The 20004-nt window shown below is 30.5% G+C and carries 21 protein-coding genes, 2 riboswitches and 1 other annotated feature (1 of these 24 only partly in view); of the genes, 4 read left to right on the forward strand and 17 right to left on the reverse strand.

Annotated elements, in window-relative coordinates; all coding sequences use genetic code 11:
* Positions 1–175, reverse strand: a binding site (T-box leader) (it extends 17 nt beyond the left edge of the window).
* Positions 176–237: 62 nt separating this feature from the next.
* From CLCY_RS01030 to CLCY_RS01040, 3 genes are all read right to left on the reverse strand, one after another.
* Positions 238–948 (reverse strand): phosphatase, encoded by a 711-nt coding sequence (locus CLCY_RS01030; RefSeq protein WP_048569280.1) that lies wholly within the window; start codon positions 946–948, stop codon positions 238–240.
* A 76-nt stretch (positions 949–1024) separates the two neighbouring features.
* A complete protein-coding gene (locus CLCY_RS01035; protein ID WP_048569281.1) occupies positions 1025–2683 on the reverse strand; it encodes a ribonuclease J in 1659 nt (552 codons plus the stop codon).
* An 87-nt stretch (positions 2684–2770) separates the two neighbouring features.
* Positions 2771–3442, reverse strand: a complete 672-nt coding sequence (locus CLCY_RS01040) for a DUF1232 domain-containing protein (protein ID WP_048569282.1) — start codon at positions 3440–3442, stop codon at positions 2771–2773.
* A 185-nt stretch (positions 3443–3627) separates the two neighbouring features.
* On the opposite strand from CLCY_RS01040, the gene CLCY_RS01045 reads away from it, so the two are divergent.
* Positions 3628–4248: a manganese efflux pump gene (locus tag CLCY_RS01045; protein ID WP_048569283.1), complete on the forward strand. Its 621-nt coding sequence runs from the start codon at positions 3628–3630 to the stop codon at positions 4246–4248.
* A 74-nt stretch (positions 4249–4322) separates the two neighbouring features.
* On the opposite strand, the gene CLCY_RS01050 is transcribed toward CLCY_RS01045, so the two are convergent.
* From CLCY_RS01050 to CLCY_RS01100, 11 genes are all read right to left on the reverse strand, one after another.
* Complete coding sequence (locus CLCY_RS01050; protein ID WP_048569284.1) at positions 4323–5384, reverse strand: ABC transporter permease; 1062 nt, start codon at positions 5382–5384, stop codon at positions 4323–4325.
* Position 5385: 1 nt separating this feature from the next.
* Entirely contained in the window at positions 5386–6120 is a 735-nt protein-coding gene (locus tag CLCY_RS01055; RefSeq protein WP_152668062.1) for an ABC transporter ATP-binding protein, read from the reverse strand.
* Positions 6121–6144: 24 nt separating this feature from the next.
* On the reverse strand, positions 6145–6828 hold the full coding sequence (locus CLCY_RS01060; protein ID WP_048569286.1) for a TetR/AcrR family transcriptional regulator: 684 nt from the start codon (positions 6826–6828) through the stop codon (positions 6145–6147).
* 91 nt (positions 6829–6919) lie between these two features.
* Positions 6920–9400: a YhgE/Pip domain-containing protein gene (locus CLCY_RS01065; RefSeq protein ID WP_048569287.1), complete on the reverse strand. Its 2481-nt coding sequence runs from the start codon at positions 9398–9400 to the stop codon at positions 6920–6922.
* Positions 9401–9578: 178 nt separating this feature from the next.
* Positions 9579–9962 carry a YbaN family protein gene (locus CLCY_RS01070; RefSeq protein WP_048569288.1) on the reverse strand — a complete coding sequence of 128 codons (384 nt, stop codon included), beginning with the start codon at positions 9960–9962 and terminating at the stop codon, positions 9579–9581.
* Between the two features lie 130 nt (positions 9963–10092).
* The gene (thiE, locus tag CLCY_RS01075; RefSeq protein WP_048569289.1) at positions 10093–10710 is read right to left on the reverse strand and encodes a thiamine phosphate synthase; all 618 of its coding nucleotides are present in this window, start codon (positions 10708–10710) and stop codon (positions 10093–10095) included.
* Positions 10711–10730: 20 nt separating this feature from the next.
* Positions 10731–11513 (reverse strand): hydroxyethylthiazole kinase, encoded by a 783-nt coding sequence (gene thiM / locus CLCY_RS01080; RefSeq protein WP_048569290.1) that lies wholly within the window; start codon positions 11511–11513, stop codon positions 10731–10733.
* Positions 11514–11536: 23 nt separating this feature from the next.
* Positions 11537–12334, reverse strand: a complete 798-nt coding sequence (gene thiD, locus CLCY_RS01085) for a bifunctional hydroxymethylpyrimidine kinase/phosphomethylpyrimidine kinase (RefSeq protein ID WP_048569291.1) — start codon at positions 12332–12334, stop codon at positions 11537–11539.
* A 117-nt stretch (positions 12335–12451) separates the two neighbouring features.
* A riboswitch (TPP riboswitch) is annotated at positions 12452–12549 on the reverse strand.
* A 144-nt stretch (positions 12550–12693) separates the two neighbouring features.
* Positions 12694–14019, reverse strand: coding sequence for an APC family permease (locus tag CLCY_RS01090; protein ID WP_048569292.1), 1326 nt, complete (start codon positions 14017–14019; stop codon positions 12694–12696).
* A gap of 74 nt (positions 14020–14093) precedes the next feature.
* Positions 14094–14267, reverse strand: a riboswitch (Lysine riboswitch).
* A 136-nt stretch (positions 14268–14403) separates the two neighbouring features.
* Entirely contained in the window at positions 14404–14853 is a 450-nt protein-coding gene (locus CLCY_RS01095; RefSeq protein ID WP_048569293.1) for a YaiI/YqxD family protein, read from the reverse strand.
* 14 nt (positions 14854–14867) lie between these two features.
* A complete protein-coding gene (locus tag CLCY_RS01100) occupies positions 14868–15656 on the reverse strand; it encodes an SDR family NAD(P)-dependent oxidoreductase (protein ID WP_048569294.1) in 789 nt (262 codons plus the stop codon).
* 219 nt (positions 15657–15875) lie between these two features.
* On the opposite strand from CLCY_RS01100, the gene CLCY_RS13395 reads away from it, so the two are divergent.
* From CLCY_RS13395 to CLCY_RS01110, 3 genes are read left to right on the forward strand one after another with little or no spacing between them, the layout of a single operon-like run.
* A complete protein-coding gene (locus tag CLCY_RS13395) occupies positions 15876–16049 on the forward strand; it encodes a spore coat associated protein CotJA (protein WP_082141648.1) in 174 nt (57 codons plus the stop codon).
* Positions 16050–16069: 20 nt separating this feature from the next.
* Entirely contained in the window at positions 16070–16321 is a 252-nt protein-coding gene (locus CLCY_RS01105; protein ID WP_048569295.1) for a spore coat protein CotJB, read from the forward strand.
* 12 nt (positions 16322–16333) lie between these two features.
* A complete protein-coding gene (locus tag CLCY_RS01110; protein ID WP_048569296.1) occupies positions 16334–16906 on the forward strand; it encodes a manganese catalase family protein in 573 nt (190 codons plus the stop codon).
* 43 nt (positions 16907–16949) lie between these two features.
* Here CLCY_RS01110 and CLCY_RS13255 read toward each other — a convergent pair whose 3' ends face one another.
* From CLCY_RS13255 to thiH, 3 genes are all read right to left on the reverse strand, one after another.
* Positions 16950–18122 (reverse strand): ATP-binding protein, encoded by a 1173-nt coding sequence (locus CLCY_RS13255; protein ID WP_053083209.1) that lies wholly within the window; start codon positions 18120–18122, stop codon positions 16950–16952.
* Positions 18123–18296: 174 nt separating this feature from the next.
* Positions 18297–18896, reverse strand: coding sequence for a thiamine phosphate synthase (locus CLCY_RS01120; protein ID WP_242844921.1), 600 nt, complete (start codon positions 18894–18896; stop codon positions 18297–18299).
* Positions 18897–20000 carry a 2-iminoacetate synthase ThiH gene (thiH, locus tag CLCY_RS01125; RefSeq protein WP_048569297.1) on the reverse strand — a complete coding sequence of 368 codons (1104 nt, stop codon included), beginning with the start codon at positions 19998–20000 and terminating at the stop codon, positions 18897–18899.
* Positions 20001–20004 lie beyond the last annotated feature (4 nt).

Genomic DNA, 20004 nt, shown 5'->3' on the forward strand with positions numbered 1-20004 from the left:
CGGTACCATCCAAATTTTCTCTTAATTAAAATAACGGTAATAACCGGCGAAGCTTACTTAATTTCACCCCGCTGCTCATGAGCAAGTTCAAAAGTGATAGTTTGAGGACTCTCACCATACGTCCATCTCTCTTTAAAACCTCTTTCTTTCTACTACTCTCAATCAATGCTTTAATTCAGTATTGTTTAAAGGCAATGTTACTATATTTTAATTTATATGTCAATATCTTTTATAAATTTATTTTATTCCAAGTATCTCTAAAGGGTTTTCAGTAAAGTTTAAAACTAATTTACTTGGAAAATCTGCTTCTTCTAATACATCTATGCAGTTAGCGAATTCACCAACATCATAATATATATGCGAGTCACTTCCTAAAATTATCATTACCTCATGTTCTTTGCAAAGTCTTAGCATTGTTTTAACATTTTCTCTTGCACCAACTCTATGAGCATTTGGATTTAATGACGAGTTATTGACCTCAAGAAGTACTCCATTGTCCTTAGCTGCTTTAACTAAAGCTTCATAATTAATTGGAACCCTATTATCATCTGGGTGTCCAATTATTTTTATATATGGATTTTCCATTGCCTTAATTAGTGAATTTGTATTTTCCTCGCATTCTCCAACCTTTATACATGGTGGATGAATACTTGCAATAGCATAGTCAAGTTCTTCTAAAACATTATCTGAAACATCGATATTACCCTCAAAATCTATAATATTAGCCTCGATTCCTTTAAGGATTCTGACTCCATTTATAGTTTCTTTTAAAACTCTTAAATTTTGAAAATGAATAATATCTGAACTTCCAGGCATTGTAGGAGCATGATCCGATATTCCAAGAATCTTAATCCCTTTTTTAGCTGCCTCATCAATATTCTCTTTAATTGTACTATATGCATGCCCGCTAGATATAGTATGCACATGTACATCTAAAATTGCTTTCATTGTCTCAACTCCAATTATTATAGTTATTATAATATAACTATACCATATACTGTGTAAATTAAATTATAATATGAAGTTAAATTTCCATAATAATAGGTATTATGCTAGGTCTTCTTTTAGTTTTTTCGTATAAAAATCTTTCAATTGCTCTTCTAGTAGTTGTCTTTAAAACGCTCCACTCCACAATTCCTCTTTCTAAACATCTTTCTATTTCAATTCTAGAAATCTCTTTAACTTCTCTTATTAACTCCTCAGACTCTTTTACATATACAAAGCCCCTTGTAATTATGTCTGGTCCAGCAGCTAGGGTACATGTTTCTCTTTCAATTGTAAATACTACAGTTAACATTCCGTCTTCCGCTAGTACCTTTCTATCCCTAAGAACTACACTTCCAACATCTCCTACACCAATACCATCTACAAAAATCTTCCCTGTTTTTACCTTGCCCGAAATATTGGCAGATTGTTTTGATAGTTCTAGTACTTGCCCAGTTTTAACTATGAAAACCTTCTCGTGATTCATTCCAAGACTTTTAGCAAGGTCTCCATGTAATTTTAAGTGTCTATACTCTCCATGCACTGGCATAAAATATTTAGGATGTACTAATGTATGTATAAGTTTAAGTTCTTCTTGACAAGCGTGTCCTGATACATGTACCTCTTCCAAATCTTTATATATAACCTTTGCACCCTCACTTAGTAACTTATCAATTACTCTAGATATTAGCTTATCATTTCCAGGAATAGGCGAAGCAGAAATGATAAAAAGATCATTTGGCTCAACTTTTATTTTTCTGTGGGTTGAAAATGCAATCCTAGCAAGTGAAGCCATAGATTCACCTTGGCTTCCTGTGGTTATTATTGTTACTTCTTCGCTTTTATGATCTGTTAGTTCGTCTATATCTAACTTATATTCCTCTGGAAGATGTAAATAACCAAGTTCAATTGCTACATTAGATATATTTTCCATACTCCTACCATTAAATGCAACTTTTCTTCCATACTTAATTGAAGCATCAATAATTTGCTGCATTCTATGGATGTTGGATGCAAATGTAGCAACTATAACTCTACCCTCTGCCTTAGAAAAAATCCTACTTAGTGTTTCACCAATTTTCCTTTCTGATATTGTATATCCCTTTCTCTCTACGTTAGTACTGTCTGCCATAAGAAGCAGTACTCCTTCCCTACCAAGGGCTGAAATTCTATCAAAGTCCATAACTAAGCCATCAATTGGAGTATAATCCACCTTAAAATCCCCTGTGTGTAGTATTACTCCTACTGGTGTATGAATAGCTAATGAGCAAGAATCAGCAATACTATGTGTATTTCTTATAAACTCAACACTTAAAAATTCTAAATTTACAGTGTCTGAAACTTTAACATCATATAACTTTGCTACATCAAGCATTTCATGTTCTTTAAGTTTTGTTTTTATTAATCCAAGTGCCAGTTTTGTTCCATATACAGGAACATTAATCTGTTTTAAAATATATGGTAATGCACCAATATGATCCTCATGTCCATGTGTTATAAAAAATCCTTTAACCTTATCCTTGTTATCAAGTAAGTAACTTACATCAGGTATTATAAGGTCTACACCATACATCTCCTCATCTGGAAAAGCAACACCACAATCAATTACAATAATTTCATTTTTATATTCAATAACTGTCATATTTTTCCCTATTTCTCCTAGTCCACCTAAGGGAATCACTTTAACATTATCATTCATTATCGCTATTTCTCCTTTAAAACATAATATACTCTAATGTTATTATTCCTAATAAATCTAAAATATATAACACTACAACTCTATTTATTATTTATCTTCTATACTATCCATAGAATTAAGTACTATTTTCATAGCGATAAAATCGTCTAAAAAACCAATAGGAACTATAAAATCAGGCAGGACATCTGTTGAAGTTATAAAGTATAAAAGCGCACTTCCTGTTAATATAATTTCTCTTAAAGAAGTATTCTTGGAACAAAATCTTTGATACATATGCGTTAACTTCTCTAGAAATGCACCACTTCCATTAAGATTAGTTAATTTTTTCTCAAAGTTTTCATATATAATATTTTTACCCTCAGTAGTTTTTGCATATTCCTCATATTTTTTAAGTTCAAAGGATATAGTCTTTTTAAGTTCACTATTCTCTGGTAGTTCTATCATCTTTAATAGGGATTCCAATTCATCATAATTTTCATCAAAACAGTAAGTTCCTTTATCCCTCATACAAATCTTATTATCCACCTTAGATAAATTGTATCCAGCAGCTTGCAAAAGGACTTCTAAAGAAATATTAAGTGCCTTTGAAAACCTATCTAAGTGATTCATATTAGCTTTCTGCTTATTATTTATTATTCTAGATATAGTAGCTTTATCAATTTCAGTTTTAATACTTAGCTTACCAATTGATAATGAATTTTCTTCTAATAAACTCTTCAAAATAGTACCTAACTTCCCATTATCATTTCTATCCTCCACTTTATCCACTCCTTATAGCCTTAAAGTTTTAATCTTAATTAAATATATGAGTTACATAAGATATAAGTTCTACTAATTCATCTATTTTGTTGAGATATTGCTAACAATGTGTTGACGTAACTGTAACACTTTACATATTTCTTAATAAAATAGATTAATAAAATATTTAAAGGAGTGAAATGAAAATGCTCGAATCTATTCTTCTTGTTTCCCTTTTATGTGTTGACTCATTTGTTGTAAGCTTTGGATACGGTACAAACAATATTAAACTGCCTATAAAGTCGATAAATATAATTACACTTGTATCCTCCTTAGTTCTTGGTATATCCTTATTCTTAGGTTCTATTATAAGCAGGATACTAACCCCTTCCATAACCTTAGCTATCTGTTTTTCTATTTTATTTCTAATAGGTTCTTTAAGATTATTTGAAAGCATATTAAAATCATATCTTAGAAGAAAATCAATTAACTCTAGAAACTATACATTTAATATTTTTGATGTGAAATTTAATATTGATATGTCTGTCGCTAAGGAGTGTTTAGATAGGAATAAAACGAAAATTGTAGGTGTAAAAGAAGCCTTTTCTATTGCATTAGCTTGTTCCCTTGATGGAATGGCTATTGGCTTTGGAGCTGCCTTAGTTGGTATTAACTATATTGAAGTTATAATATTATCTTTTATATTTAATACAATTGTACTGATACTTGGTAGCTTTATAGGCCGAAAAATTAATGAAAAGATAAGTTTAAACCTATCGTGGATTAGTGGACTTCTCCTAATTATAATAGCATTTATGAAGCTATAGCAGTAATACTTGTAAATAAAAAAGGTATAGAAAAAACTCTATACCCTTTAATTAATTTATTTATGACTTACTTGCTATATTCTTCTATATTTTTTAAGTACTAAGGAATTTAATATAATAAAGACTAACGTATACCCAATTAAAACAACTATATCTAGATATATATCCTTTAAACTTGCTCCTCTTATAGCTATACTTCTTAAGGCATCAGCACCATAAGTTAATGGAAATACCTTCGATAGTATACTCACCCATAAAGGAGCTTCCCTTAAGGAGAATAATCCGCAGAATAGTATTTGTGGAACAATTACTATTGGAATAAACTGTATAAGCTGAAATTCATTTTTAGCAAATGCGGATAAAAATGTTCCAAGTGACAAGGATACAGCTGCTAAAAGAACATTTACTATTAATATAGAAAGGAAACTGCCTTCTATAATTAGGTTTAATCCATATATCATAAATAGTTGTATAACAAGGGTTTGAATTAAAACAAAAAATCCAAAGCCCCAAAAGTATCCAAATACTATTTCTATTCTTTTTATAGGTGTTGCAAGGAGCCTATCTAGTGTTCCACTTATCCTTTCTCTTAGAAAAGCTATTCCAGCCATTAGGAATACAAAAAAGAATATAAAGAATCCCATCATCATAGGTGCAATAGAATCAAATAATGACATATTTTCATTTCCGTTAATATACTGAAATTCAATTTCTATTGGTTTAATTTTAAGCTTTGAGTACTTCATTACATCAGAAACTATTTCTTTAGTATAATTTGAAGTTGACTCTAGTATGCTTTTTTTAACTACTCCATTTATATCTGTTTCTGAACCCTCTAAACTAACCTTTAAACCCCCATTTGCAAATTCTACAATTCCATCTATCTCTCTATTTTTAAGTTTATTAAATGATAAGTATCTATCCTTTACAGCAACTATATCAGCCTTTTTTTCAAGTTCTGATTTTACCTTTGAAGGTAAGTTAATAATTTCTAATTTCGGTCTACTTAGTGAGGAATTCAATATTACATTTAATAAAAATATAACAAAGATTGGGGCAACAATCAAAAGTCCAAGTGAACGTTTATCTCCTTTTATTTGTTTTATTATTCTTTTTGCAACAGTAAAGCTTCTCATACTATATTTCCTCCCTTGAAGTACTAAAATATAAAAATGCTTCATCAATATTATCTGCATTAGATATTTTCATTAACTCCTTAGGACTACCATCAGCTATAATTTTTCCATCTCTTATCAAGGATAGTCTGTCACAGTTATAGGCTTCATCCATTACATGTGTAGTAACAATAATTGTTCCCCCAAGGGATTTAATTCTTTTAAACTCATTCCAAAAGTTTTTTCTAAGTAAAGGGTCTATTCCTACTGTTGGTTCATCAAGTATTAATAGTATTGGATTGTGAAGTAATGATATTGCAAGGGATAGTCTTCTTTTCATTCCCCCTGAAAAATTTTTAACTAACTTTTTCTTATTATTAATTAGATCAACGAGCTCTAGAACCTCATCAGCTCTTTCCTTAGCTATCTTTCCTTTTATTCCATATAACTCAGCAAAAAACAATATATTATCAAGTGCACTTAAATCATCATACAATGCATCGCTTTGTGCCATATATCCAATACTTTGTACAACCTCAAGTGAGGGAATTTTATATCCTAGTACCACAACTTCACCTTGAGATGCCTTTACCATTCCCATTATACTTTTTATTAAAGTGGTTTTACCAGATCCTGATGGGCCAAGTAGTCCTATGATTTCCCCCTTTGGAATCTCTAAGCTGATATTATCTAAAATAATATTTTTATCATATGAAACCTGGAGATTTGAAATACTAACAACACTTTCTTTTTCCATGTTCATTCCTTCTTTCAAAATATTTTATATATTTTCTTTGGCAATTCCATAAAGAACTACATCAATCATCTTTCTCATTTCCTCCTCCTTATTTTCCCATACCAAATACTCTGAAACTAGGTCATTGAAAATAATAAACCCAATTAATGAGCTAATAATACTTCTTGAAATAAGGCTTTTATCTATATTTCTAAAATTATTATTTTCTATATTTCCTTCCACAAACCTATCTATTAATTTCGTTAATTTCGGAAATATTTCCTCCTTTAAGATCTCAAATAATTCTTCAAAGTACATAGCCTCCACTAAAATTGTTTTAAGTAAAGGATAATTACAGCTAATAATTTTCAATCTATATACTAACAGTCTACTCATTTCATTACATAAATTTTCTCCACAACTTTCAAGCTTATTTTTTTCATAGTGTAATTCAAGAAAAGGAGTTAAAAAATCTATACTTATTGGAACAAGTAGACCAAACAGTAGATCCTTTTTAGATTTATAGTAATTAAAAATGGTTCCCTCAGACACATTCGCCTCTCTAGCAATATCGCTTATTCTACTTCCTCGAAACCCTTTTTGGGAAAATACTTTTATCGCAGAATCAAGTATTTGTTTCTGTGTCTTTGAAATATTAATTTCATACTTACATTGATTATTGAGAAAATCCCTTAAATCTCTAGAATTATATATTTTTTCATTATACATTCTCTCTTCCTCCTAAAAGCAAATTTAAATCTACTTGAAAAATAAACCCTAGGGTATAATCCTAGGGTTTATTAGTAAGAGTATTATTTAACTATTTAGTATTTAATTCTTCACTTACCTTCCCAACAGAATGCTTTCTTCCTTCTATAACTTCTTGTAGTCTTTCACCTACATTTTTGAATACAATAGTTATTGTTAAGAATACAAGCATAATTATTCCTAGTATTAGGGCATCCTTTCCAATCAAGGAATAATCTATTGTAGTTGCAGAAATTACTTCCCTTAATATTTCAACGCTATAGGTAAATGGCATATAAGGGTGTAATGCCTTAAATATGTTTGGCAATACCTCTATTGGGTATGTTCCAGAACATGAAGTTAACTGTAATATTAGAAGTACTATACTTAATAATCTTCCTGCATCTCCAAATAGGGATATTAAACATTGTACAATTGAAACAAATACTAGTGAGAAAAATATTAGAACTCCAAAATACGCAAATAAGTTTGTTGGCTTTAATCCTAATTTTAATAATGCAAATCCAAGTAAAAGTGCCTGCATAATACCTACAAATCCAAATGATAAGAACTTACCAAAAACCTTATTAAACTTAGATGTGTTTAAATCATCATCTGTCTTTGATGATATTACAAAGAACATCATAATTGCTCCTACCCAAAGTGATAGAGACATAAAATATGGGGCAAATCCTGTTCCGTAATTTGCTACTTTATTAGTAGGTGCCTTTACTACTTCAACAGGTTTTGAAACAAATTCTCCCATTGTTTTTGATGAATTTACAAGTCCAGATTTAATTTCATTTGAACCATCCTTTAGCTTATCTGAAAGCTCCTTAGAACCGTCATAAAGCTTTCCTACTCCATCCTTTAATTCTGGAATTTTGCTACCTAGTTCACTTACACCTGAGTTTAATTTAGTTTGTCCATCAAGTAATACCCCTGACCCTGTCATCATTTGTTTAGATCCATTATATAGTGCACCTACCCCTTCAGTAAGTTGCACAGAACTTCCTTTCAGTTCTTTAAGCCCTCCATTAATTTGACCTGCACCATTATTCAGCTTACTTATTCCGCTGTTTAATGTAGTCATATTATCTGAAACAGCCTTTAATCCACTTCCAAAAGAACCTGGATTTTTCTCATTAAGTCCTGCCTCAAGAGCATCAAGCCCTGTACTTATTTTACTCACACCAGAGCTTATAGCACCTAAATTGCCTGCGAGCTTTGTTGTTGCATCAGCATACTGGCTTACCTTATCTGTGTAGTTTTGAACACCATTATTATATTCATTAAAACTTGAACTTAAACTTTCTGTTCCTTGCTTTAATTTTTCAAGCTTTACCTTAGCATCTTTATTAGCTTCATTATATGCTTGTAGCTTTTGAAGTGCCGATTCTATATCTTTTTTATCTCCAGTTTCTATAGCCCTTTGAAGATCCTCTGATACTGAATTCATTACCTTAGATGAAGTTGATACACCACTTATTAAATCATCAACTCCGCTTTTAACTTTACCATATCCATTTAAAAGTTCATTTGAAGACTTTGATATTTTTTCTCCTCCATCTTTAAGAGCTGATGATGCACCTTCTAAGCCCTCTGTTTTTCCTTTAGAACTTCCTGATAAAGCACTATTTAATTGATCAGCACCTTCTTTAAGTTGATTCACTACTGGATAAATACTTGCATTAAATGAATCGTAAAGCTTTTTACTACCTTGTGAAAGCTTATTTGATCCACTTCCTGCAGACTCTAAACCATTTTTCAATTCATTTGAACCATCATATAACTTATCTACCCCTGTGTTTAGCATTGGTATCTTATTATTCATTTGTCCTAGTCCATCACTAACTTGTGATATTGCTAAATTTAGCTTTAACTGTCCATCATATAGTTTATTTGATCCATCTTGTAATTTATTAACACCATCTGAAAGCTGAGGTGTTTTGTCATTTAACTTACTTATTCCATCATATAACTTCCCACTTCCATCTGCTGCACTAGTAAGTCCATCCTTTACATCGTACAGTTTATCAAATGATCCAGTTACATAATTATCTGTAACACTTTCAATAATATTTCTTTTTAATTCTTCCTCAACCTTTGCGCTAATTTGAGAAGCTAAGTAATTTTTCTTTTCATTACATACTAATTTTAAATTAGCTACTTGAGGTTTTCCTTCCTTTGCAGAAATAATCTTTTGTGAGAAGTCTTCAGGTATTACAAATTTAGCATAATATTTATTTCCTGCAACTCCTTGATCTGCATCTTTTTCTCCCGTAAATCTCCAGCCTACATCTGTATTATCTTTAAGGTCATTAATCATATCCTTACCATAGTTTACAGTATCTCCATCTAGTTTTGCTCCCTTGTCTAAGTTTACAACTGCAACTGGCATTTCATTTAATCTGCTGTAAGGATCCCAAAAAGCATCTAAATATAGTAAAGAATATAAAAGTGGAACAACTATTATTGCTATTACTGACACTCTTATTATTCTGTTTTGTAAAATACTTTTTATGTCCTTACCTGCTACTTGTAGAAAATTCATATCCTCACCTTCCTTATTTAGTTTTTGTACTGAGTAGTCAGTATAATATATAATATATACCTTTTTCAAAAAATATCAAGTGAAATTTTGTTAATTTTTTAAAAATCTATATAATTTAATCAAACAGGTATTCTAGAAATAATAAAAAAAGCCACATAAAATGTGGCTTTAAATAGGCTTAATTATTTTCTAATTTAATAGTTTTTATCTTGAATATAAAGTAATATAACTTTACTATTATAACAAGTAAAAGTATCAATGTTACTACAGGCTTATTTACCAATAACATTGATACTATAATCATAGTATCTGCAAATATTAATATTATTATCTTTCTTTTAAGTGTCATTGACTTTTCTCTTATAAATTCTTCTAAATGCTTCTTATAGATTTTACTACCTTTAAACCAAATGTTTATCTTTTCTGATCCTCTAACAAAACAAAAGGATGAAAGAAGTAAAAATGGTGTTGTAGGCAGTATAGGTAGTACTATTCCTATAAACCCAAGTATTAATGATATAATTCCTACTGTCACATATATTATTTTTTTAAATCTACTCAATTTATCCCCCTACTACTTAATACAATATTTTATAATTAATATACTATTTACCTTACTACAATTATAATATATCAAAAATCAAAAGTAGAGTGTTTTAAACTTATAAGTTTATAATCACCCTACCTTATAATCAATTATCTAATTTTTTTATCCAAGCTTGACATTCACTTTTAATATTAGCCGCCCCTAATATAGCTGATATTACTGCATATCCTTCAATATCGTAAGGCTTTAAAATATCAATATTATTTAAAGTTAAACCGCCTATAGCGACAATAGGTATATTTACATTGCTTTTTATTGACTCTAAAGTTTCAAGGGAAACATCCTTTGCATCCTTTTTTGTTTTAGTGCCAAATACAGCACCTACACCTACATAGTCTGCACCGTTTTCTTCAGCCTCTATTGCCTCCTCTAGGGTTCTAGCTGAAACACCTAGTAACTTATCTTCTCCAATAAGCTTTCTAACTTCATTTGCTGGCAAATCACTTTGTCCAATATGTACACCATCAGCACTGCAAATAAGCGCTATATCTACTCTATCATTTATTATGAACTTAACATTGTATCTATTAGTTAACTCTCGAAGCTTAATGGCCTTCTCTAGAAATTCTTTACCTGATGCATCCTTCTCTCTAAGTTGTAGTGTAGTTACTCCACCTTTTAGTGCCTCTTCTATACAATTATAAAAATCTCTCCCATTTAATATACTAGAGTCTGTTACTAAATATAGATTAAAATATTTCATTTTATACTCTTAACCTTTCGCTACTCATCTATTTTACTAAGTTCTTTTAATTTATCTTCTGTTAAATCATATACACTATTCATTAGACTTTCTTTAAAACTTCCTATGGATGGATTTTCAGTATCTGCTATCTCACCACTTAAAGACATAGTAATAACTCCCATAGCTGCACAGCCTAATACATCCTTTGATGCTCCTAAATAACTTCCTATTAAGCTGGCGCTCATGCATCCAGTTCCAGTAATGCTTTTAAGTTTACTTGTTCCATTAAGTATTTTAATTACCTTTTCCCCATTTGTAATAAGATCCACTTTCCCAGTAGCAACTACTACACATTCAAGCTTTTTTGAAACTTTTTTTATTATATCTGAAATATCTTCTTCATTATCAAAAGAATCAACACCTTTTCCTCTAACATCAAAGCCACCGATATGCTTTATTTCAGATATATTTCCCTTAATAACATCAAACTTAACTTCATTTAATAATCTACTTGTAAATTCACTTCTTGTTTTTGTTGCAAATACACCTACTGGATCAAGAATCACTGGCTTATTATACTTATTTGCAGCTATTCCTGCTTTAACAAATAAATCCAGATGTGATGAATTCATAGTTCCTATATTTATTACAACAGAGTTTGATATACTTACTATTTCTTCTACCTCTTCATATGAATAACTCATTAAAGGACTAGCACCAATTGCAAGTGTAATATTAGCACAATCATTTATTGTTACCTCATTTGTATAATGAAGAACTAGTGGATTTATCTCCTTCACCTTATTTATTAATTGAAACATTGTAATTCCCCCTTTTAAAACATCTATCTCTCAAAGTTATGAAAATGATGTACAGGTCCAACACCATGTCCTATATCAAAACTTCTCTTTATCGCTTCAGTTATATAGTCCTTACTAAGCCCTACAGCCTTTTCTATAGAATATCCAAGGGCTAAATATGATGCTATTGCTGATGATAATGTGCATCCTGTACCATGGGTGTTTTTCCTATCTAGTCTTTCAGAAGTAAATCTTTCTATGATATCCTCTCCTATTAAAAGGTCAACTGCATCTCCTTGTAGGTGTCCCCCCTTCATAAGAACATATTTAGGTCCCATTTTAAGAATTGCTTCCCCAGCTTCTTTCATATCATCTAATGAGTTTATTTTTACTCCTGTTATTTCTTCAGCCTCTAATACATTTGGTGTAACTATAAATGCCTCTGGAATAAGATATTTTACTAGATTTTGTTTTGCTTCCACTTTAAGAAGGTAATATCCACTTTTAGATATCATAACTGGGTCAACAACTAGATATTTAGGTTTGTATTTTTTAAGTGATTCAACTATTTCAAGTATTATTTCAGGACTTGAAACCATTCCTATTTTAACCGCAACTGGAGGTATATCCTCACATACCACTTCTATTTGTTTCCTTATTATTTCATTTGATAATTCCTCAACCAAGAACACTCCCTGAGTATTTTGGGCTGTTATTGCGGTAATGACACTCATTCCATATGTTCCAATAGCGCTAAATGTTTTAAGGTCTGCTTGCACTCCAGCTCCTCCTGAAGAGTCTGATCCTGCAATAGTTAAAGTCGGAATTTTATAATTACTCATTTTAATCCTCCCTTCAAAATAAAAAGCAGCTATAATCCTAGCTTGGATATAGCTGCAAATGTATGCACATATAAAATACACTAAACATATATGAATTTAACATATGTTAATGAATCCTATAAATTCAAGTAGCTTTCCTACGCTGGTATTATCCAGATCAGGTACAAGGGTTGATAAATTATCTCTCAGCCATTTTGGCACCCCTAGCAAATTATTTAATTTATGCTTTAATTATATCCCAATTAATTGATTTTTCAAAAAGTATTTTTATATTTATGTTAATTAATATAAATATAAAAAGGTCTTAATGAAAACATACGTTTCATTAAGACCTTTTAAAAAGTACTATTTAGTAAATATTAATTTTCACCACATTTATTTTTATGATAGTTATATACATAAAATGGTATTCCAACTAACATTAAAATGAAGCCCCACATAACTATCTCAGCGCCTGATCCATATATAGTCCATATAGTATAAACAAATGCTAATAATGGAACAATTGCTTTCTTTATAAATATCTTAATATCAAACTTTTCCTTACCATTAAACATTAAGAACATTTCTGCAGCAGCTGTTAATAGGTAAATAGGTAAAAATGATAATGTTGCTAGTATAGTTATAAACGTAAAGGCTGCAACCATACTCTTTTGATAATTCATAACAAGTAGTATGTTTACAAGAACTGATCCAATAATTAATGAGTTAGTAGGAGTATTATACTTTGAATGTAGCTTCCCGAAAAACTTAGGGAATACTCCATCTTCTCCTGCAGCAAAGGCTACACGAGCTGTAGATAATAACCAACCCATTGTTGTTCCTAAAATACATATAACAATTGCTATTGTAAGAGGTTTTCCAATGGAGCTACCAAGTGTTAATGATAATATATCTGTAAATGGTGCTGTACTCTTTGCTAGCTGATCGTTTGGCATTGCCCCAATACTTACAACACTGATTAACATATAAATCACAGCTGTTATAATAATACCGTAAATTGTACTTTTTCTTACATTTTTCTCTGGGTTTTTAATTTCTCCTGCTGTTACGGCAGCGCTTTCTAAACCAACAAATGCCCATAATGTTGAAGTAGCTGCAAGTGGAATTGTACTTAATCCCTTACCAGCTGGCATTAATGGTGTAAAGTTACTTGAGTCAAAACTAAAGAATGCTATAATAACAAATAGTCCAAAGAAACAAATTTTAAATGCAGTAGCAAATGCCTGGAACTTTCCTGCTTGCTTTACATTTACAATGTTAATAATAGTAAAAATCCATAATACCGCACTTGAATAAATTATTGAATATAATGGGTTATTTAATGCTGGTATTAATGCAGCGCTATAACTTGTAAGCGCAACTACTATAGCAGCATTTCCAATCCAAGAACCATTCCAATAAAGCCATGCACATAAGAATCCTGTAAAGTCCCCAAATGCTACTTTAGTATACTGATATGCACCACCTGTTTGTGGATACTTTGAACCTAAATTAGCAAATGAAATTGCTATAAGTATTGAACCCCCTGCTGTAAGAACCCAAGCAATTAATGTAGCAAGTGGTCCTGATAATTGTGCCAGTGTAGCTGGAAGCATAAATACACCTGAGCCTATCATGTTTCCACACACAAGCATCGTAGCTACGAATAAACTAATCTCTTTTTTTAATCCTTTGCTTTCCATATTCCTCTCCTATTTTTAGGTAAAAAAATAAGCTCAAAGCTAAAACTTTGGGCTTGCATTATTAAAATTACAAACACAAAGATAGCTCTCCACAATACTATTGTGACAGTCTTGCACATATTATGTACAAAACCAGCATATTCCCTTAAAGCGTTAGAAATATACTTCGGCAATAATCCCTTTCATATTGAGTCATCGTGCTTACCTTATCAATACTACTCTTAATTACTGCTACCTCTATCTTACCTAGATATTTAAAATTATTTCTATGTAATTGTAATCAAATTCATACATTCTGTCAATTTTTTTTATATTTATACATAAAAACACAAAAAAATATTCTATTTGAGTTAATATACCCCATAAACTTTAGTAATCTTTGTATTAACTATGTATATTTAGTATTTTTCTACATAGATTAATTAGACTCTCTTCAAATTTAACATTATCTTCCTTTTGCCTTTTTTTAGGTCCCTTAACTCTTCCTCCCGCATCTCTTATTTTTTTAGATATATGCCTACTATATAAAAGCTGATCTATGTTTAAACTATCATATATAAGTCCGTTTTGATTAATAGGAAATCCACTCTTAGACAAAACCATTGCGGCAAGTCCATAATCCTGTGTAACTACAACATCTCCTTTATTTACTTTGTTTACAAGGGCAAAATCCACTGAGTCTAAACCCTTTGATATGACTATAGTCTCTACACCTTCTCTATGAAACGTATGTGAAGTATCACACATTATAATAACTTCTAAATTAAACATTTTTCCTACTTTTATTGATATGTCAACTACAGGACATCCGTCTGCATCTATTAATATCTTCATATTTTCTCCTTTATCTAGTCTAGTAGCTTCCATCCTTTAACTGCAATTTTATAATAAATAAACTTCGGAGTAAATCTTGAAGCTACACACATAATTTTATTTCCAAACCCTGGGATAACAATAACCTTTAATTGCTTTTCTATCTTGCCTAGTGACGTACTAACTACTTCTTTTGGTGTCATCCATCTAACTACACCTTTATTCTTAAGTTTATCTTCATCCATTTTTAGTTTTTCGTGAAAATCAGTTCTTGTAAATCCAGGGCATAGAGCCTGAACCTTTATATTATAATCAGCAAGTTCCAATGCTAATGATTGAGAAAAGCTTGTCAAAAATCCCTTTGTAGCACAGTACATACCTGAAGTCGGAAATGAATTAAAGGAAGCTATCGAGCTAACGTTAATTATATATCCTTTTTTTCTCTTCTTCATCCCCTGAGAAATAACATGACAAAGCTTAACTGAAGCTAAAATATGTACATTAATCATCTCTTCTTGATTTTCATATTTATCCCTTGTAAATGTATCCGCTGCACCGTGTCCTGCATTATTTACTAAAAACTCAATATTATCTTTTTCCTTAAGAAATTCTATAAATGAATCTAATTCTTTTTTATTTGATAGATCTAAAACCTTTACTTCTACTTTTACATTAAACTCTTTCTCTATATCAATAGACACCTGATTTAACAACTTATCACGCCTACCAACTATTATTAAATTATATCCTTTTTCAGCAAGCCTTCTACTAAATTCTTTCCCTATACCACTGGTAGCTCCAGTTATAACTGCTACTTTATCCATAATACTTCCCCCTAAAGTAAGAATCTCACACTATTATTCCATTTTAATAATTTCCGATTAGTATACCATAAATTGTATACTAATTCTATTTAAACTAATATTGATTCCTATTCCATGTTTACAAAAAATTATAAATTACCCTTTACATAAGTATCACAAATATATTTAATTTACATAGTATATATAGAGATAACATTTAAAGAAAGGGAGATAATTCTTATGTACCAAGACAAGCACAAAGACCATAAGTGTTTTTGCATTAAAGAATACGCTGAAGCATATGTATTGCCTCAAGTTTACGAAAATTTATTTTCAGTAGAAAATGCCTTTAAAAAAGGAACCATATTTATGGATCTTTATAGGCCATATCATCAAAAAGAAAGCATACATTAATTTTTAATGAGGTGATTTATATGCATGGAAATAGTTTGTTAGATGCTATAAGAAAATATCAATTTTATGCTGTAGAGCTTAACTTATTCCTTGATAATTTTCCACATGATGAAAAAGCTACAAGGGATTATGAACTTGTTTCTCATAGATTGAATTGCTTAATAAATAAGTATGAACATGAATATGGACCGCTTACAAACTTTGGTTCATCATTCAAAAATAATCCTGAGAAATGGGTAAACCAACCATGGCCATGGGAAAGTTATAAGTAGGAGGATAGTAGTATGTGGTATTATGTTAAAACTTTAGAATATCCAGTAAATCTTAAAAACTCAAAGGACCTTAGAATGGCAAAGTATCTTATTACTCAATATGGAGGTCCAGATGGTGAGCTAAGTGCGGCTCTTAGGTATTTAAATCAGCGTTTCTCAATGCCAACTAATAAATCTAAGGCACTTCTTACTGACATTGGTACAGAAGAAATGGCCCATGTTGAAGTTATTGGAACAATGGTTCACCAACTTATGGCTAATGCATCATTAAAAGAAATAAATGAAGCTGGACTTGCTGGACATTATGCTGACCATGGAAGAGGACTATTCTATACTGATGCTACTGGTAACCCTTGGACAGCAACCTATATACAGACTAAAGGTGAAGCAATTGCAGACCTTACTGAGGATATGGCTGCAGAACAAAAAGCTCGTGTAACCTATGAATGGTTAATAAACTTAACAGATGATCCAGCTATTAAAGATATATTAAAGTTTTTAAGAGAAAGAGAAGTTGTACACTTCCAAAGATTCGGAGAAGCATTAAATGATGTTCAGGAAAAAATGAAGGATTATAAATCGTAAAAATAAAAGAAGGCTTAAATATTTAAGCCTTCTTTTTATTTTCTTAAAGAGTATTTAGGGACATTATGAATTGCTTTGCAATTCTACCTGAACGCCCTGTATTTAAGGCTGCCCATTGTAGCGCTTTTTCTTTTAGTATATCCTCTTGTATATCAATACCCTTAATTTTTGCAAGTTCCATTACTATATTAAGGTATTCTACCTGACTTGCAGAAGTGTAAGTTAATGTTATACCGAATCTTTCTGATAATGAATACTTTTCTTGTCTAGTGTCTGATACATGTATGTCTTCACCTTGTCTATCATTCCATGTTTCACGAATAAGATGACGTCTGTTTGAAGTTGCATATATTAGTATATTTTTTGGCTTAACTTCAACTCCACCTTCTATTAATGCCTTCATATTTTTGTATTCAGACTCAAATTCCTCAAATGATAGGTCATCAAGGAATAAAATAAACTTAACTCCTCTATTTCCTATAACTGATAATATATTATTAAGATCCATAAAATCTGATTTATTAAGTTCTAATACTCTAAGACCACTACTACTATACTTATTTAGTAGTGCCTTTATTGATGATGATTTACCTGTGCCACTATCACCAAATAATAATACATTATTAGCATCATTGCCCTTTAAGAATTCCTCTGTATTTTTAACCAATATACTTCTTTGTCTTTCATAACCTATTAGTTCATCAAATGTTATTGGGTCACATTTATCAATTCCAATTAATCCAACTTCACGACTCCATTTAAATGCCTTATATCTATTCATAAGGCCTGCTCCATTTTTATAGAATAATTCTAATAATTGGTCTAATATATCCTCTGGCTTTTCATTATTATTCATTATACTAAGGATTTTTTCTTCCTTGCTATTACCTTTATCCTCCATATTGCAAAACTCCATGTGGGTATTAAATAAGTATACTATTTTTTCGATATCCTTAAGTGCTATATTATATATAGCACTTTCTACATTTTTACCCTTATGTTCTGCCATTAGTGTAAGTGGATTTTCATCATTAGAGATTAAATAACATATGTAAGACTTTAATATGTTACCCTCTAAAGAAAGTCTATAGCCCTCTCTAAGTAATTCTGATAAAGTCTTGTTATAAACTTCTTGCTTATACTCCTTTTTTAGTTCTATTAAGTTTTGTATAATACTACTATTATTAAAACTATCAAATAAAATAAACTGCTCCATAAACATATTCCCCTTTACTTTTTCATAAATTGATTAAATTTAACTTTATACAACATTCTATATTAATTTAATTGTACTCCTTAAAATTATATAATATCAAGATAATTTAAAATAAAACATCTATATGTATATAATATCTACCATAACTAGTACAAAATCAAAAGGAACTCCACACTATGGGAGTTCCTTTTGATTATTATCAAGTAATTTATCGATTAAATCTTTAACATTATTACTTTGCATTATTTCACTCATGATTCCTATTCCATTTGCCCCAGCATCATAAACTTCTCTAAAGTTGTACCTTGTAATTCCTCCTAAAGCTATAACCTTAGTATCTACCCTATGTGCTATTTCTCTTATAAATTCTACTCCCTTACCTTCTACTCCCTTTTTACACTTAGTTGCATATACATTTGATGCAAGTATATAACTTGCTCCTTTTTTATTTGCAATTATTGCTTCTTCAAGGGTGTGAACAGAAACTCCAACTATAAAGTTATTAGTTAACTTATAATTAAGAAAATCATTAAATGTAAGATGTATACCAAATGCTCCAACCTTTTTAGCACATTCAATATTCGAATTTATTATTATTTTAGTTTCTTCACTAATTGTATGTTTTATTTTATAATATAGCTTTTCTAAATTACATGTAGAAAGATCCTTCTCTCTTAATATAATCCTTTTAACACCAGAGTCTGAAGCTTGTTTCAAAACCTCTATGTATCTTTTTTCACTAACTAAATGTCTATTTGTAATTAGGTATATCATTTATATTCTTTCCCAATCCTTAAAAATTGGTTGATATCCAAGTTTTTTAATCATAGCCTTTATCTCTTCAGCGCTTCTATTATCTTCAATTTCAAACTGCTCTTCTCCAGCATCCTCTAGAGTATTTCCTCCAACTTTTGTGCTGACTCCTGCACTAAGTTTTCTTACACCAAGTGGAATTAAACTATCTCTAAATCCCTTTCTCTCCCTAGTTGATATATTTATATCTGCAGTAGGATTAAATATCTTAAAAGCTAGAAGCATTTGCACAAAATTTCTATCATTTACCTCATTAATATCATCGAAATCTCCTTCACATGGTCTTATCCTTGGAAGGGCATAACTGATGCCTACATCTCTATACTTTCTTGAAATATATTCCCCATGTAATGCTGTAAAAAAGGCATCTTTTCTAAAATCACTAAGACCAAGGAGTGCTCCAAGACCTATATTTCTCATTCCAGACTTTGCCCCCCTTTCAGGTGCATCAAGTCTAAATTTAAAATCCTTTTTAGGCCCACTTATATGAACCTTATCATATACCTTTTCATCATATGTTTCCTGATATATAGTCAAACTATCTACTCCCGAATCAATTAGCTCGCTATATTCCTCCTCTGTCATTGCATATACCTCTATAGCAATTGATGGAAACATGTTTTTAAGTACATTTACACAGTCTTTAATATATGAAATAGGTGTATGGTATTTGCTTTCTCCTGTTAAAATTAATATATGTTTAAATCCTTTTTTACTTATATGTTTACCTTCACTTGCTACTTCTTCTAATGTAAGTTTTTTTCTATGTATATTATTTTCTGCATTATAACCACAATATGCACATTTATTAACACAGTAATTTGCTAAATACATTGGAGTATACAAAAGCACACTTCTGCCAAAATGATTTAAAGTCAAATCATATGACTTTTGTGCCATTTCTTCTAGTAATTCCTGTGCTTTAGGTGATAATAAATTAAGTAAATCTTCATAACTTAAATTACTTTCATTTATACTTTTTCTCACATCTTCAGTTGTAACTTTTTTAAAGTAATCCTCAAAATCAAATTTTTTAAACATTTCTATTGTTTCATAAAAACTCATTTCT

The organism is Clostridium cylindrosporum DSM 605, assembly GCF_001047375.1.
In the GTDB taxonomy this organism is placed as follows: domain Bacteria; phylum Bacillota; class Clostridia; order Clostridiales; family Caloramatoraceae; genus Clostridium_AB; species Clostridium_AB cylindrosporum.